Below are 14,960 nucleotides of genomic sequence, written 5' to 3' on the forward strand. Positions count from 1 at the left end.
TATCCTGATTATAAAGAAGCTTTAAAATTTAAAGAACATTTATCTTATAAATTAGGACAAGCTCTAATAAAAGCTAATAACAATTGGTATGGGGGGGGGTATATCAAATTGTGGTTTGAGATAAGAAAACTTAAAAAAGAATTTAGAAATAAAAAAGCATAATTTTTCATTTAAGATCGAATTTAATTATTTTTAAAAGATAAGCCCAAGAATTCAAATAAAAATTTGAAATTAAAAAAACAATTGGATTACTTTTAAGAAAAATCTTATTTAAAAAACTAAAGTTTAAGAAAAATAATCCCAAGCAACTTTGATGATGGTTATACCTACTACGATTAAAAATAGGCTTTTGATAAATTTTCCATTGGTTTTTAATACAAGTTTAGAACCCAAAAAAGCTCCTAAAATTTGTCCAATACCCATAATCAAACCTACTTTCCATAAAACTTCATATTGCCAAAGAAAAATAGCTAGGGCGACAATATTACTTGTAAAATTTAAAATTTTTGTATTCATGCTCGCTTTTTTCATATTAAAACCAAGTAAGGTTACACAAGCAAATATCCAAAAAGATCCTGTCCCAGATCCTAAAAAACCATCGTAAAAACCCAAAGTTAATCCGCATATAAGATAGAAAATCTTAATATTTTTAATCTTTGGATCATTTTCATATTTTCCTAGATTGGGTCTTAAAGCCGTATATAAGAAAGTTAAAGTTAAACAGATTAGGATAATAATTTTTAAATTCTCATCCTTAACGAAAAGCACACTATAACTTCCTATAACTGCTCCTATTGCAGTAAAAAATACCCCCCAAGCAAGATAAGGTAAGGTTGTAGATTTAAAATAAGTGATAGTTGCAGTAAAAGCTCCACATACGCTTTGAACTTTATTAGTCGCAATAGATAAATGTGCAGGAATTCCACAAGCTATAAGTGCCGGTAGGGTTATGAGTCCGCCTCCACCTACTATAGAATCTATAAAACCTGCAAAAAGTGCCGCAAAAAATAATACAAAATAATAAATAGTATCTAAATGTTCAAAGCCCATGTATCAATCTCCTTGCTTTGCCCTAAGCGATAAAGTGCAAAATCATATTTGATAGGATCATTTGCATCAAATTCTCTCAGTTTTTGTGTAAGTTCTAATACACTTTTATAATCATATATTTTACGCTTTAAAAGTCCTAAAGTCAAGGAAATTTTAAAAAGATGAGTATCAAGAGGGATCAAAAGATCTTTAGTGTGTATATTGGTAAAAATTCCAAAATCAAGTTCATCTTTTCTTACCATCCATCTAAGATACATATTATAACGCTTTAGTGGTGAAGTTGGTTCATTTTTCCAAATTTGTCCAAAGAAAAAATCATATCCATGGCTTGAATAGGAATTGATTTTTCGGATTCTTTGCATAAAAGCAAGGATAGCATCTGTAATATTTTGCTTTTTTTGGTAAGCTTGAGTAAAAAGTTCATTTAAAGAAATTTCATTTTTGAGTCTTGAAAGGGTAATAAAAATTTCCAAAATATCTTTCTCATTTTGAAAACGATATTTTAAGCCTTTTAAATTTTTTCTAATTTGCTTTTCATTTGCATCAAGCAAAGAAAAATCAAGCTTATTTAAAAAATTAACTATGTTTTTAGCATTACCATAAGCAAATAAAGCACAAAGTAAAGCTATGAATTCATCCTTGTAAATTTTAGCTACTTGCAAAGGATCAGGATTTTCAAATAAAGCTTCTCTAGTATTTTTTAAACTAACTAGAGCATCAAGTTTGATTTTTAATTCCTTTAAGTGTTTCAAACACAACCTTTTTTTGCTAAGATTAAATTTAGCAAATTAAAACTTGTCAAAATTATGATTTAAGTCCTAGCAAGGTGTCAAGCATCTGATCTATGGTTGTAACTATCTTTGATGCAGCTCCATAACTTGATTGCCATTGTATGAGTGCAGCAAGCTCTTCATTAGTATTAACTCCACTTTTAGACTGGTACTCGCTATATACAGAATTGTAAAAAGTCTGATTGCTAGCATTTACTATGTTATTGTTTTCTCCATCAGATCCTATTTTTCCTGTAAATTTACGATAATACTCTTCCATAGTAAGTTGATCAATTGTTCCGTCTTCATTATAAAAATTAATTTTATTATATTGAAGCTGTATGATTTTATTGGCCATATCATTACCGCTATCTACTCCATTTAAACTCGCTCTTACCGTACTTGGATCGTTTAAAATAGAATCTTTTACTTTTATATCACTAGCACTACCTCCGCTAAAAAATCCTCCCACGCTAAAAGCACCTGCAAAATTAGTTCCCTTATCTTCTATAGCAATTTTGAATCCTGGTTTTGCATTGATCTGAAACAAGCCATCTCCAGATACTGGATCATAACTAAAACTTACATTGATAAGATCATCAACATCGTTGTTCGCATTATTATCTCCATTATCATCTGTATTAGATCTGATTTGACGTACAATATCATCCATCGTTGTATTGACATCAATGTTAATAGTTTTAGTAACCTGTTTATCACCTTTTTCATCATAAATTACAATATCAAAACTTCCTGGTTGTATAGTCCTATCATAATTCATCAAAGGAATATTACCTTGAAGTCCTGGAAGATAGTCAGAAGTTACCGAAGTCTTTGCAGAACTTGCATAAAGATTATTGGTTTCATTAATCATTGTCTTTGCAAAAGTATCTAAAGAATCCATATAACCTTGTATAATTCCATCATTATACTTTCCTTTGGTTTTATCATAATCTCTACCACGTAAATCAAGCTGAGCTCCTAGTTGTCCTCCTGAAATTTTACCTGTTAGATCCCTTACTTTTTCATCCGCAGTTTCATAATAAATGCTATAGGATTTATTTTTATCATCATAGTCAAGTTTTAAGGGATGAAAATTAATTCCATCGACTATACTATAGCCTTCTATGCTAAGATTATATTGATGTCCCGGATCATTTATGGTTGTGTCTAAGCGATTGTCTTGGTTGATTTCCGTTTTACTGGCTACAGCACTTACAAGTTTTGAGAGTGTAAGTTCAAGTTCATCTCTTCTGTCTCTTAATTCATTGGCATGTTCAGTTGGAAGAGCTTCTTGGCCATAAATTTGCTTATTAATGGTGGCGATTTCTTCGCCAATTCTATTGATTTCATCAACTGTCGATTTAATATCATTATTAATCTTTTTTTGAATTTTATCTAGAGTTGAAAAAGTATTATTAATACTTTCGGTTAAAGTTTGAGAAGCCTTTACTAAAGCTATTTTGGTAGCATTTTCATTTGGATTAGATGCAAAATCATTCCAGGCTTTATTGTAGTTTTCCAAATCTTGCAAAATACCTGTTTTTTGTATATCTGGAAAACGTTCAGATATTTCTTGTAAAGTTGAGGCCATATATTTGGTATATTCTAGTTGGGTTGAAGCCCCTTTTAATTTATAATAAGAATATTCATCATGTAAACGAACAATGCTTTCTATGGCCGTTCCTGTACCAACTTGCACTCCACCTGTAGTAACATAGCCATTAGTGGTTTGCACAACCCTTTGTCTAGTGTAAAAAGTTGCATTAGCATTAGAAATATTATTACTTGTAGTTGCAATTTGCACTTCATTTGCTTTTAATCCTGTAACACCTGTATATAAAGTTCCAAAAATACTCATATTCTAATCCTTATACATTAATCTTAAAAATTGACTCTGGAGTTGTCTTTTTATCTCCATAAGCATTATTCGTTCCATCATTAAGATTAAACATTTTATTTACCAAGCCATCATAAAAATCTTTAACAATGAGAACAAATTTGGCATATTCTTTATTTGTAGTATGCAAGGTTTGAAGATTTTTTTTAAGTGAATCTAATTTTTGTTTATCTTCATCATCAAGTAATTCGCTAAGTCCTTTAGTAGAACTATTATTTAACTCTACTAAGGCAGCATCGAGTTGTTTTTTAGCTATCGTAAATTCAGAAATAAGTTTATTTTTTTCTTCAACGCTAGATGTAACCGTATCGTGTTTTGCAACTTTTATATTTTCAATGTCTTCTTGTGTTAATGTTATTAATTTCTCTAAAATAGCATTAACTTCATCAAGATGTTTTTTAAGCATTTTCTCTCCTTTTTTTACTCAAAAAAGAGAGAAAATTATTTTTAAATTAAAGAATCAGCTATAGCAGCTGCTGTGGCCTTTGTATCAATTTTATAAGTACCATTCTTAATTTGTTCTGCAATTCTTGCAGCCTTATCGTTCTCTGTTTTTTGAGTGTCGTTTGTTTTAGTTTCTTTGTTTGTTTGTGCTGTATTTAATGTGGAGCTTGCCACGTAGCCTTGTTGTATAGGATTTATCATTTCTGCCTCCTTGAAATTTTTGTATTTTAATCCTCTACAAGCTATATCGGCCAAAAATTAAAAAACTTAACCCCTTTCTTTTAAAAAATCGTATAATAATTTTGAAAAACCCATTCCACCGCTTAAAGCCTTACTCATAGTGTCATTATACATGGACGAATAAATTTCATCACTTGCATCTTTTCCAAAAAGTGAATTTTGAGTTTTTAAAGTTATATCTAAAACCTGTTTTAAAAAAACTGCTTCAAAAGCGTCGGTTTGTTCTTTTAAAGCTTCATCTTCTTTTGTTTTGGTTACTATATCATTATCATTTATTTTGATCTTAGATTCTAAATTTCTCGATGCTTTATTTAATAAAACATCATTCATATTAAATGTATTTAAAAAATTATCCACTTTCATTTATATGATCTCCAAATCAGCTGTAATAGCACCTGCGCGCTTTAAATTTTCCATAATAGCTATAATATCATTTGGAGTTGCTCCAAGTTTATTAAGCATTCTAGCTATATTTGCAACCGTGCTTTTACCATTGTTAATTCTTAAGGTATTGGAACTTGGATTTATAAAACCACCATCTTTCATATCAATTTCATTTTGAGCCGCAGCCGCATTATTATTTGGATCAATTTTTATGGTAATATCTTTATGAGTGATTAAAACAGGTTCAACCTCTACATCCACACCCGCTATCACTGTTCCTGTTCTTTCATCAATAATAACTTTACTTTCTGGAGTATAAGCTATATCTTGATTTAAAACTCTTGCCATAAAATCTACATTTGAAAAATCTTCAGGCTTTTTAAGTTTTATAGTTCGAGAATCAATAGCTTTGGCAACATCTTCACCAAAAATATTATTAAGAACTCTTTCTATATTGCTAGCAGTTTGAAAATCTGCCACTTTTAAACTTAATGTTAAATCATTATTCTGACTGAAATTTTGTGGAATTTCTCTTTCTACATTGGCTCCACCCATAACAGTGGCCGCAGTAGAATGGCTACCTGCACCCCCTGGTCTAGCTGTAAGCCCTCCAGTTGAGATAGAACCTTGTGCTATAGCATAAATTTCGCCATCGATTCCGCGAAGTGCTGTAAGCAAAAGTGTACCACCCTGTAAAGATTTTGCATCCCCTAGCGATGAAACGGTGATATCAAGCTTATCCCCACTTTTAGCAAAAGCAGGAAGTTTTGCTGTTACCATTACAGCTGCCGTATTTTTGGATTTAATATCTGCTGGATCTACTTTAATATTCATACCTTGCAAAAGATTAGATACAGATTGTAAAGTAAATTTAGAACTTGTTCCATCTCCGCTACCATTAAGACCCACAACAAGTCCATAACCTATAAGCTGGTTATCTCTAACACCGACTGTATTTGCTACATCCTTGATTTGTATTGCAAAAATACTTGTCATAAAGAGTAAAAAAAATATTAAAACTCTCATGGATTATTCCTTTAATCTATATTAATTACAGATTAAAGCAAAAAGTGTTCCAATTTTAAATTTCTAAAGTATTTTCATAAAAGCTAAGAGCTGTTGATCCAAATTTTTTGAATTTGATTTTTGAAAATTCCTCTATATTTTCAGGAATTATCACTTGTGAATTGTGTTCAAAAATAATTTTTTCTATATTTTTTCGATTTAAGCTAATCAAAAGATTGTAAATTCTTTTATAAATCTCTTCGAATCCTTTTCTAATATTAAAAGGTGGATCTAAATAGAGAATCATTGGAATATTTTCCTTGGTTAATTTTTCCACAAGAGATGGTAAAATCTCAAAAGTATCGCCATGAATTACACTTAAATTGTTATCAATTTTGGAATTTTGCATCGCGATTTTATAAGCATTTTTATCAAGTTCAATAGCATAAGATTTTAAAGCGTAATTACTCAAAGCTTCAGCTGCCATTAAAGCACTTCCGCCAAAGGCTTCAATGAAAATTTTATTTTTTAAATTTTGCCTTATTACATTAAAAACGCAAGCTTTCACTATACTTTTAGTACTTCTTGTTTTTTCAAACGAGGGTAAAAGAAGTTTTTTTCCTTTATACAAACCGCTTTCTATATAGGCATAAATTTTAGGTTGAATCAAGTGGTTTTTGTTTGCTTGGTGATTTGATTTCAGTATGTTTTTTTGGTTACTTAAAAAATCTTTTACATAAGTAAAATCTTTATTCATGCATTAGGGCTTTTACAAGTTTGTCTTTAAGTTCGCTAATGGCAGAATCAATTTTTGTTTGATAATCTTTTCTAAATTCTTCAGCTATAGAGTCTATTTTTACTTCTAAAATTTTCTTTTTTTCTTCTGCAAGTTTTTGCGCTGTTGCCTTTAAGGCACTATCAAAATCATTTAATGATTTAAATAACACCTCTTTGCTAAATGGAACACTCAAAAAAGGAGAATTAGGAGCTATAAGAAATAAAGGTTTGCTTGAAGAGATTTTTTCATCACTAATAACAAAATCGCAATCTTTTTTCATTACCAAATGTTCTTTTAAAAAAAGCTCCAAAGCTCTTTCTATAAGAATGTCTTTGCACTCTAGGGAAATTTTCATATCAAGGTTACTTTTAATTCATGATTTTGTAAAGTTGGGCTTTTAATACCTTGAATTAAAGATAAAAATTCTAAATGGCTTAAAACATAAAAATCTTTAAAATCTCTATTGCTTATATCCATGAGTTTTTTTGCACATGTATCAAACATGTAAAAATCTTGAGGATTTTTTACAACTAAAAAATCACTTCCACTATCGTAAGCGTCTAAAAGAATATTTGCTGCCATTTTATAGCTGAGTTCACCATTGAGTTTTAAGATATCAAAGCCATTATTTTTTTGGGCATTTTCGTATGAAATAAATGTAGCTTTGATTTTTGATTTTAAATTATCACAAGGTTTAAATCCATAAAAAGCTATATTAAAATTATTAAAATCATATTTAACTTCACCAAGTTCTTTTATCTCATTTTCAAAAGCACTATTTTTAGGTAAGTCAACATGTAATAAATTTTCATCAAAAAGACCTAAATTCAAAATTTCTTTTTTTAAATTTTCAATCACATTTTCTACTTTTTGATTAGTGCCATTAATATGATAAAAAATTCCTTTTTCGGGATCAGCAATGGTTTTTAAAATTTCTACTTTTTTATCTGGATATTTTTTAATCATTTCAAAAGCAAGATAAAATAAAGCATCGCCCATATAATCAGGGAGAAATTCTAAAATTTCATTGGCATAGTACAAATAATCGTATTTTTCATAAAATTTTCTATCTTCTTCATTGCCAAAAGGAGCAAGATATTGATATTTGCTCAAAAAATCATCTTTATTGATAATTAAATCCTTTATAGCTCTTTTGGTATTTAAAGGTTCAATAATAAGATTAAAGTTATATTTTTGAATCAGTTCTTCTAAAGGAGTATTAAGAGATGTAACTTGTTTGTTTACAAATACGTGAGAATTTTCATTTTTTTCAAATTCGAAATAAATATCATCATCCTGTACTTGTAAAAGTAGATCATAAAGGCTTGTAAAATTTTCATAATTATCATAAATATAAGGCTTATAATAACTCTCATAATCTTTATTTTTATCAAATCTAAAAATTCTAAGTTCTAAATTCCTCATAACCCTTCCTTAAAAAAATATTATTTATAATCTTCTACGAGTGAAATATTATATAAAAAAAAATTAAAATTTAATAGAATTTAAAAAGAAATTTCATAAAATTTTTTTATGAATAAAGAAGATTTTATAATCCACGCTTTTTTAAATGAAAAGAATGGCGATGATGGTGCCATTATTAATCAATGGTGCTATAGCAAAGATTTGTTTTTTGAAAATGTACATTTTAAAAGAGAATGGCTTAGCTTAGAGCAAATTGCTACTAAGGCGATGCTTGTTAATATCTCAGATGCCATCGTGATGAATGCAGAACCAAAATACGCACTTTTAGGACTCGCTTTACCCAATTTAAGCAATGAAGAAATCAAAATTTTACAAAAAGGTTTTTTAAAAACAGCAAAAAAATTTGGCATAAAAATCATAGGTGGCGATACGATTTATAATGATAAAATAGATATTAGCATTACTATTATTTCTAAAATAAGAAAAAAAGCTATTTTTAGAAAAGGCTTAAAAAAAGGACATTTACTAGCTTATACGGGAAATTTGGGAGAGAGTTTAAGAGGACTTGAAATTTTGCAAAATGGTGGTAAATTAAATTTAAATCATCGTTTTATAAAACCAAAATTAAGAGCAGATTTTTTTTATGAAATTGCCCCTTTTATTTCTTGTGCTATGGATATTTCAGATGGTTTGAGCAAAGATTTATCAAGGCTTTTAGTAAAAAATAAATGTGGCATTGAATGGCTAAAAAATTTGGATGATTATACTCTTTATAGTGGGGAAGAATATGAAATTTTATTTGCTTTTGATGAAATACAACGTTTTAAGATAGAGCAAATTGCAAAAAAACATCGTGTGAAATTAAATATTTTTGGAAAAGCAATGAAAGGAAAGTATGAATTTAATGGAAGAGAACACCATTTTTAAGCCTTTATATACTTTAAAACATTCCCCTATTAATGCGTATTTTAGCAAAAATAGTGATGATTTTGTGGTGCGTGAAAAAGCCTTGTATGAATTTAGTGGCAAAGGCGAACATCTTATCTTACACATCAATAAAAAAGATTTAAGTACCAATGAAGCTTTAAGAATTTTAAGTGAAATTAGTGGGGTAAAAATACGCGATTTTGGTTATGCTGGACTTAAGGATAAGCAAGGTTCAACCTTTCAGTATATTTCTATGCCTAAAAAATTTGAACATGCTTTAAACAATTTCTCTCATCCAAAATTAAAAATTTTAGAAACTTTTACCCATGAAAATAAATTAAGAATAGGACATTTAAAAGGCAATTCTTTTTTTATTCGTTTAAAAAAAGTTTTGCCAAGCGATGCTTTAAAACTTGAACAAGCCATTATAAATTTAGACAAACAAGGTTTTGCAAATTATTTTGGATATCAGCGTTTTGGTAAATTTGGAGATAATTACAAAGAAGGGCTTGAAATTTTGCGCGGCAAGAAAATGAAAAATATTAAAATAAAAGAATTTTTAATTTCAGCTTTTCAAAGCGAACTTTTTAATCGCTATTTGAGTAAAAGAGTGGAATTATCACATTTTTCAAAAGAATTTAGCGAAAAAGAGCTTATGCAAATTTATCATATCTCTAAAGAAGAAGCTAAGAGCTTAAAAAAACAAGATCATTTTTTCAAGCTGTTAAAAGGTGAGATTTTAGGACATTATCCTTTTGGTAAATGTTTTTTATGTGAAGATTTAGAAAGTGAGATTAAGCGTTTTAAGGCAAGAGATATTAGCACTATGGGACTTTTAATAGGCGCAAAAGCGTATGAAGCTAAAGAGGGTTTAGCTTTAAATTTAGAGAATGAAATTTTCAAAGATGCTTGGGAGTTTAAAACTAAAATGCAGGGCTCAAGACGCTTTATGTGGGGGTATTTGGAGGATGTTAAGTGGCGATACGATGAGCAAAAAGCACATTTTTGTATGGAATTTTTCTTACAAAAAGGCTCTTATGCTACAGTGATTTTAGGGGAAATTTTGCATAAAAATTTATTCGAATAAAATCACTCTGCTTTTAAAGCAATTAAAACACCTTCAATCATTTTTTTGATATCTCCATCTAAGATATTATCTACTTGAGAAAAAGCCTCTCCACTACGATTGTCCTTGACTTGTTGGTAAGGAAAAAGCACATAAGAGCGGATTTGATGCCCCCAGCCTATCTCGCTTTTTTCGCCAGAATTTGCACTATCTTGTTGTTTCATGAGTTCAAGTTCATAAAGGCGAGATTTTAGCATTTTAAAAGCGGTTGCTTTGTTTTTATGTTGGCTTCTATCGTTTTGGCATTGTACGACTATTCCTGTTGGAAAATGTGTGATTCTAACGGCTGATTCTGTTTTATTGACGTGCTGTCCGCCTGCACCACTAGCACGATAATAATCAATCCTAATATCTTTTTCTTCGATTTCAATCTCTATATCATCATCAAGTTCAGGACTTACCATAACACTTGAAAAGCTTGTATGACGACGTCCGGCACTATCAAAAGGAGAAGTTCTTACTAAGCGATGAATTCCATTTTCAGCCTTTAAATAACCATAAGCGTTATCACCCTTAACCAAAAAGCTTACGTCTTTAAGTCCTGCTTCATCGCCTTCTTGAAAGTCAAGAGTTTCAACCTTAAATCCTTCTCTTTCACAAAATCTTAAATACATTCTATAAAGCATACTTGCCCAGTCATTACTTTCTGTTCCACCTGCTCCTGGATGAATGGAAACAATTGCGTTTTTGCTATCATTTTCTCCACTTAAAAGCATGGAAATTTCAAGGCTTGTTATCGTATCTTCAAGCTTTGGCGCATCATTAAATAAAGCTTCTAAGGTTTGCATATCGTTTTCTGCATTGGCTAAATCAAAAAGTTCGCTTGCATCATCAACGGCCGATAAAGCTTCTTCGTATTTTTTTAATAAATTTGCAATTTTAGTTTTTTCTTTTCCGATAACTCCAGCTTGTTTAACATCGTTCCAAAAAGAAGGAGAATTTTCTAACTCTTCAATTTCCTTAAGCCTTTCTTGAATGCTTTGTGGTTTGATGATAGAGGCTATATTGCCTACTTTATTTTTAAGAGTTTTTAGTAGTTCGCTAAATTCATAATTATCCATAAAAATTTCTTTCTAAAGTTAATTTTATGCAATTTTAACAAATTTTATCAAAAAATAAGCTAAGTCTATTTTTAATCGTAGTAGGTATAACTATCATCAAAGTGGCTTGGGATTGTTTTTCTTAAACTTTAGTTTTTTAAATAAGATTTTTCTTAAAAGTAATCCAATTTAGTCTTTAAATATAAAGAATTTCATATATCTTTAATTTTTAAATTCTTTTTTTAAGTTTTCTTATCTCAAACCACAATTTGATATACCCCCCCCCATACCAATTGTTATTAGCTTTTATTAGAGCTTGTCCTAATTTATAAGAAAGTTGGTTTCGAATTCTTGCTCTGGATGTGCCGTATTCAACTTGGAAGGAAATTTTGATTGATTTTTTAACAAGTACTTTTTATTCATCGGTTAAATCAGATAATTGAATATTTAAAGCATTAATTTGATTTTGCAAGAGGGCTAGTTTTATAAGATTCATTCTTTGGTTGTATTCTTAATACATAGATTTATAATCTTCCACAGCGGGAATTAAATGTGTAAAATCATATTTTTTTGAAACATTTATTTTTTTGTCAGTAGAAGTTATTTTTTTATACTAGTTTTTCAAAATTAGCCAATAAAAAATAAGATAAACCGCAATGATGGATATTGTTAATATATTTATCTTTATGGATTCATACACTTGGATCTGTTAAAGCCTCGTTGTTTTGATTGAGAAAAATAAAACTATTTTTATCGATTATAATTTTTTTTCTAGGGTATGAAAAAGATAATAGTGAGTTCTAATGCCTTTGACAATTTTTGTTGTTTTATTTTCTAAAGTAAAACTTGAAAAGCAATTGTGTTCTTACTCAAAGAAATTGCATGTGGCAATTCCTATAATGCAATAATTTTTAAATTCTGGTTTAAATTGAAGTTTTGTTTGATTATCAAGTTTTGTATTTAGTTGAAATAAATCAGTAGGAGACTTTACAATAAAATTTGGTATTTCATATTTTTTAATTGATTATTATAAATAATGATTTATATTTTCTATAATATTTTTTCCTAAAATTCTCATTATGGTGCGTAATTGATGATACAGATCATTTGTTTTAAAGAATTCGTTGATATTTTTTCATTAATAATATCGTTGCATATCTATCATAGTTAAAATTATAATGATAGATTTTATTTTTTATTAGTTTGTTAATTATATCTAATTTATCTTTATTAGATTGTGTTGATATGGGTTGAATTATAAAAATAATTTTTGAGTTTAAATTTGCTAAAATTTTTACATAAAATTTCTAGATTTCTTTTCAATGTTTTTATAGAAAAATTATAAACTCCAACCATATCATACTCATTTGTATTGATACCTAGTTATAACCATAAAAGCTTTATTTATAATATTATTATTTTTCATAGATTGAAAAAAATTCTTTGACTAGAATTAGAGGATCCTAGAGAAAAATTATAAAATTTTTAGTTTTGCGTAATTATGCTGATTGATTTTTTCTATACTCTCTTTCAATCCTTTTTGCAAACCATTAATCATGAAAAACGTACTTCCGCCAAGCAAAACCACATTTTTCTTATCCATAAAAAATTTCCTAATTATTATTTTGTTATAATTTTAAAAAACTTAATTTTATCAAAAAAAATGAAAATTCAAATTTAAAAAAGTGAGAAATATGTCAAAACTTTATCTAATGTCTTTAGGCTGTAATAAAAATTTAGTCGATAGTGAGATTATGCTAGGGCGTCTTAGTGCTTATGAATTGTGTGATGATCCAAACATGGCAGATGTTTTGATAGTAAATACCTGCGGCTTTATAGAAAGCGCTAAAAAAGAAAGTATCAATGCGATTTTAAATTTACACGAGCAAAGAAAAAAAGATTCGCTTTTAGTGGTTACAGGCTGTTTGATGCAACGTTATCAAGAAGAGTTGATGAAGGAACTACCCGAAGTTGATCTTTTTACTGGCGTGGCTGATTATGAAAGAATCGATGAAATGATACTTAAAAAAACAAATTTATTTTCTTCTTCGACGTATTTGCAAAATGAAAATACAAAAAGAGTGATCACGGGTTCTAATTTTCATGCTTTTATAAAAATCGCAGAAGGATGCAATCAAAAATGTTCATTTTGTGCTATACCAAGCTTTAAAGGCAAGTTAAAATCAAGAGAAATTTCAAGCATTGTTGCTGAAGTTAAGGATTTGGTGCAAAAAGGTTATAAGGATTTTTCATTTATCGCGCAAGATACGAGTTCTTATTTGTTTGACAAAGGCGAAAAAGATGGACTTATACGCTTAATCGATGAGATAGAAAAAATAAAGGGTATAAAAGCAGCTAGAATTTTATATCTTTATCCAACGAGTGCGAGTGAAGCTTTGATAAAACGCATTATAGCTTCTAAAATTTTTGTGAATTATTTTGATATGCCTTTGCAGCACATTAGTGATTCTATGCTTAAAATCATGAAACGTGGAGCGGGACAAAAAAAACTTAAAGAAATGCTCACTTTAATGAAAAACGCACCCGATAGTTTTTTACGCACGGGTTTTATTGTGGGACATCCTGGAGAGAGTGATAAGGATTTTGAAGAGCTTTGTGATTTTGTCCAAAATTTTGGCTTTGATAGAGTGAGTGTTTTTGCCTATTCCAAAGAAGAAGATACAGCAGCTTTTGATATGGAGCAAATTCCTTTTAAAACAATCAATACTCGTCTTAAAAAAATCGAAAAAATTATTGATAGTGTTTTAGAGAAAAGTTTTGAAAAAGAAGTGGGTAAAAAGCGTTTGGTGGTTTGTACTGGAGAAAGTAGTGAAGGGGCTTTTTTCATCGCAGGAAAAGATTTAAGATGGGACAGAGAAATTGATGGAGAAATTCTTATCAATGAAAGCGAGTGTGGTAACTTGGAAATGGGACAAATTTATGAGTGCGAGATCACTCAAAGTTTGGATAAAAAATTAATCGCTAAGGCTTTAAGAAAAATCAATGCAAATTAAGCATGAAATTTTAGAATTATTAAAAAAGGGTAAAAATTTACTCGCTTTTTCTTATGGGAGTGATTCAAGTGCGCTTTTTTATTTTTTAATGCAAAATGGCATTTCATTTGATCTAGCTTTGATTAATTATAAAACTAGATTAAATAGCGATAAAGAAGAAAATGAAGCTAAAAAACTTGCTTTAAAATTTCAAAAACAAATTTTTATAAAAACTGCTCCCAAATTTAAAGGCAATTTTGAAAAAGAAGCTAGGGATTTTCGCTATGATTTTTTTCATCAAATTTGCCTTGAAAATTCTTATGATCATCTTATTTTAGCCCATCATCTTAATGATCAATTTGAATGGTTTTTAATGCAGCTTTCTCGAGGAGCGGGTTTGGCAGAGATTTTAGGAATGAGTGAAATTGAAAAGCATGAAAAATATTGCATTGTAAGACCTTTGCTTTGCGTAAGCAAGAATGAAATTTTAAATTTTTTAAAAGAGAATGAAATTTTTTATTTTAATGATGAAAGTAATGACGATGTAAAATACTTTAGAAACTATATAAGAAAAGAATTTTCTAATTCTTTTGTTGAAAAATTTTCTAAAGGTTTGAAAAGAAGTTTTGATTATCTAAGTAAAGATCAGCAAAAAATTTATGATTTTGAAAAAATACAAAATTTTAAAGGGATTTTAATTTGCCCCAAAGAAGAAAGCATGATCGCAAAAGCATTGAAAATTCAAGGAGTCGTTCCAAGTGCTAAGCAAAGAGTGCAAATGCTAAAAAGCGATTGTGTTATCAGTGGAAAAATCGCTATAGCTTATAAGGATGATAAAGCTTTCGTTTTTAATTACGAGCTTTGTAAAAAACTTCCAA

The 14,960-nt window shown here is 29.1% G+C and carries 16 protein-coding genes and 1 pseudogene; 5 read left to right on the forward strand and 12 right to left on the reverse strand.

Annotation, left to right across the window (positions count from 1 at the left end):
- Nucleotides 1-162, forward strand: a pseudogene (locus CQA76_RS09270) (alpha-2,3-sialyltransferase); the annotation flags it as partial.
- 123 nt (nucleotides 163-285) lie between these two features.
- On the opposite strand, the gene CQA76_RS08230 reads toward CQA76_RS09270, so the two are convergent.
- From CQA76_RS08230 to CQA76_RS08275, 10 genes are all read right to left on the reverse strand, one after another.
- Nucleotides 286-1,050 (reverse strand): TSUP family transporter, encoded by a 765-nt coding sequence (locus tag CQA76_RS08230; RefSeq protein ID WP_137622916.1) that lies wholly within the window; start codon nucleotides 1,048-1,050, stop codon nucleotides 286-288.
- A complete protein-coding gene (locus CQA76_RS08235; RefSeq protein ID WP_137622917.1) occupies nucleotides 1,032-1,802 on the reverse strand; it encodes a TIGR02757 family protein in 771 nt (256 codons plus the stop codon). The genes CQA76_RS08230 and CQA76_RS08235 overlap by 19 nt, the downstream gene beginning before the upstream one ends.
- A gap of 52 nt (nucleotides 1,803-1,854) precedes the next feature.
- The gene (gene flgK / locus CQA76_RS08240) at nucleotides 1,855-3,681 is read right to left on the reverse strand and encodes a flagellar hook-associated protein FlgK (protein WP_137622918.1); all 1,827 of its coding nucleotides are present in this window, start codon (nucleotides 3,679-3,681) and stop codon (nucleotides 1,855-1,857) included.
- A 10-nt stretch (nucleotides 3,682-3,691) separates the two neighbouring features.
- Nucleotides 3,692-4,126: a flagellar protein FlgN gene (locus tag CQA76_RS08245; RefSeq protein ID WP_137622919.1), complete on the reverse strand. Its 435-nt coding sequence runs from the start codon at nucleotides 4,124-4,126 to the stop codon at nucleotides 3,692-3,694.
- Nucleotides 4,127-4,167: 41 nt separating this feature from the next.
- The gene (locus CQA76_RS08250; RefSeq protein WP_137622920.1) at nucleotides 4,168-4,365 is read right to left on the reverse strand and encodes a flagellar biosynthesis anti-sigma factor FlgM; all 198 of its coding nucleotides are present in this window, start codon (nucleotides 4,363-4,365) and stop codon (nucleotides 4,168-4,170) included.
- Nucleotides 4,366-4,431: 66 nt separating this feature from the next.
- The gene (locus CQA76_RS08255; RefSeq protein WP_137622921.1) at nucleotides 4,432-4,767 is read right to left on the reverse strand and encodes a rod-binding protein; all 336 of its coding nucleotides are present in this window, start codon (nucleotides 4,765-4,767) and stop codon (nucleotides 4,432-4,434) included.
- Entirely contained in the window at nucleotides 4,768-5,814 is a 1,047-nt protein-coding gene (locus tag CQA76_RS08260; RefSeq protein WP_137622922.1) for a flagellar basal body P-ring protein FlgI, read from the reverse strand.
- Between the two features lie 55 nt (nucleotides 5,815-5,869).
- Nucleotides 5,870-6,550 (reverse strand): RsmD family RNA methyltransferase, encoded by a 681-nt coding sequence (locus CQA76_RS08265; RefSeq protein WP_137622923.1) that lies wholly within the window; start codon nucleotides 6,548-6,550, stop codon nucleotides 5,870-5,872.
- Nucleotides 6,543-6,926: an ornithine carbamoyltransferase gene (locus CQA76_RS08270; RefSeq protein WP_137622924.1), complete on the reverse strand. Its 384-nt coding sequence runs from the start codon at nucleotides 6,924-6,926 to the stop codon at nucleotides 6,543-6,545. The genes CQA76_RS08265 and CQA76_RS08270 overlap by 8 nt, the downstream gene beginning before the upstream one ends.
- Nucleotides 6,923-7,996 carry an HdrB C-terminal domain-containing protein gene (locus CQA76_RS08275; protein ID WP_137622925.1) on the reverse strand — a complete coding sequence of 358 codons (1,074 nt, stop codon included), beginning with the start codon at nucleotides 7,994-7,996 and terminating at the stop codon, nucleotides 6,923-6,925. The genes CQA76_RS08270 and CQA76_RS08275 overlap by 4 nt, the downstream gene beginning before the upstream one ends.
- Before the next feature lie 108 nt (nucleotides 7,997-8,104).
- Between CQA76_RS08275 and CQA76_RS08280 the strand changes: the two genes are divergently transcribed.
- Nucleotides 8,105-8,923 (forward strand): thiamine-phosphate kinase, encoded by an 819-nt coding sequence (locus tag CQA76_RS08280; protein ID WP_137622926.1) that lies wholly within the window; start codon nucleotides 8,105-8,107, stop codon nucleotides 8,921-8,923.
- On the forward strand, nucleotides 8,892-10,010 hold the full coding sequence (gene truD / locus CQA76_RS08285) for a tRNA pseudouridine(13) synthase TruD (RefSeq protein WP_137622927.1): 1,119 nt from the start codon (nucleotides 8,892-8,894) through the stop codon (nucleotides 10,008-10,010). The genes CQA76_RS08280 and truD overlap by 32 nt, the downstream gene beginning before the upstream one ends.
- A gap of 2 nt (nucleotides 10,011-10,012) precedes the next feature.
- Here the strand turns inward: truD and prfB are convergent, their stop codons facing one another.
- Both prfB and CQA76_RS09315 read right to left on the reverse strand, forming a co-directional pair.
- Nucleotides 10,013-11,110, reverse strand: a complete 1,098-nt coding sequence (prfB, locus tag CQA76_RS08290; RefSeq protein ID WP_137622928.1) for a peptide chain release factor 2 — start codon at nucleotides 11,108-11,110, stop codon at nucleotides 10,013-10,015.
- A gap of 1,453 nt (nucleotides 11,111-12,563) precedes the next feature.
- A complete protein-coding gene (locus tag CQA76_RS09315; protein ID WP_269747352.1) occupies nucleotides 12,564-12,692 on the reverse strand; it encodes a hypothetical protein in 129 nt (42 codons plus the stop codon).
- 91 nt (nucleotides 12,693-12,783) lie between these two features.
- Here CQA76_RS09315 and rimO point away from each other — a divergent pair, with 91 nt between their 5' ends.
- Both rimO and tilS read left to right on the forward strand, forming a co-directional pair.
- Complete coding sequence (rimO, locus tag CQA76_RS08295) at nucleotides 12,784-14,103, forward strand: 30S ribosomal protein S12 methylthiotransferase RimO (protein WP_137622929.1); 1,320 nt, start codon at nucleotides 12,784-12,786, stop codon at nucleotides 14,101-14,103.
- Nucleotides 14,093-14,960: tRNA lysidine(34) synthetase TilS (gene tilS / locus CQA76_RS08300; RefSeq protein ID WP_137622930.1), on the forward strand; the 868-nt coding region annotated here is incomplete at its 3' end. The genes rimO and tilS, both read left to right, overlap by 11 nt.

This window comes from Campylobacter aviculae (assembly GCF_005406215.1).
Lineage (GTDB): Bacteria > Campylobacterota > Campylobacteria > Campylobacterales > Campylobacteraceae > Campylobacter_D > Campylobacter_D aviculae.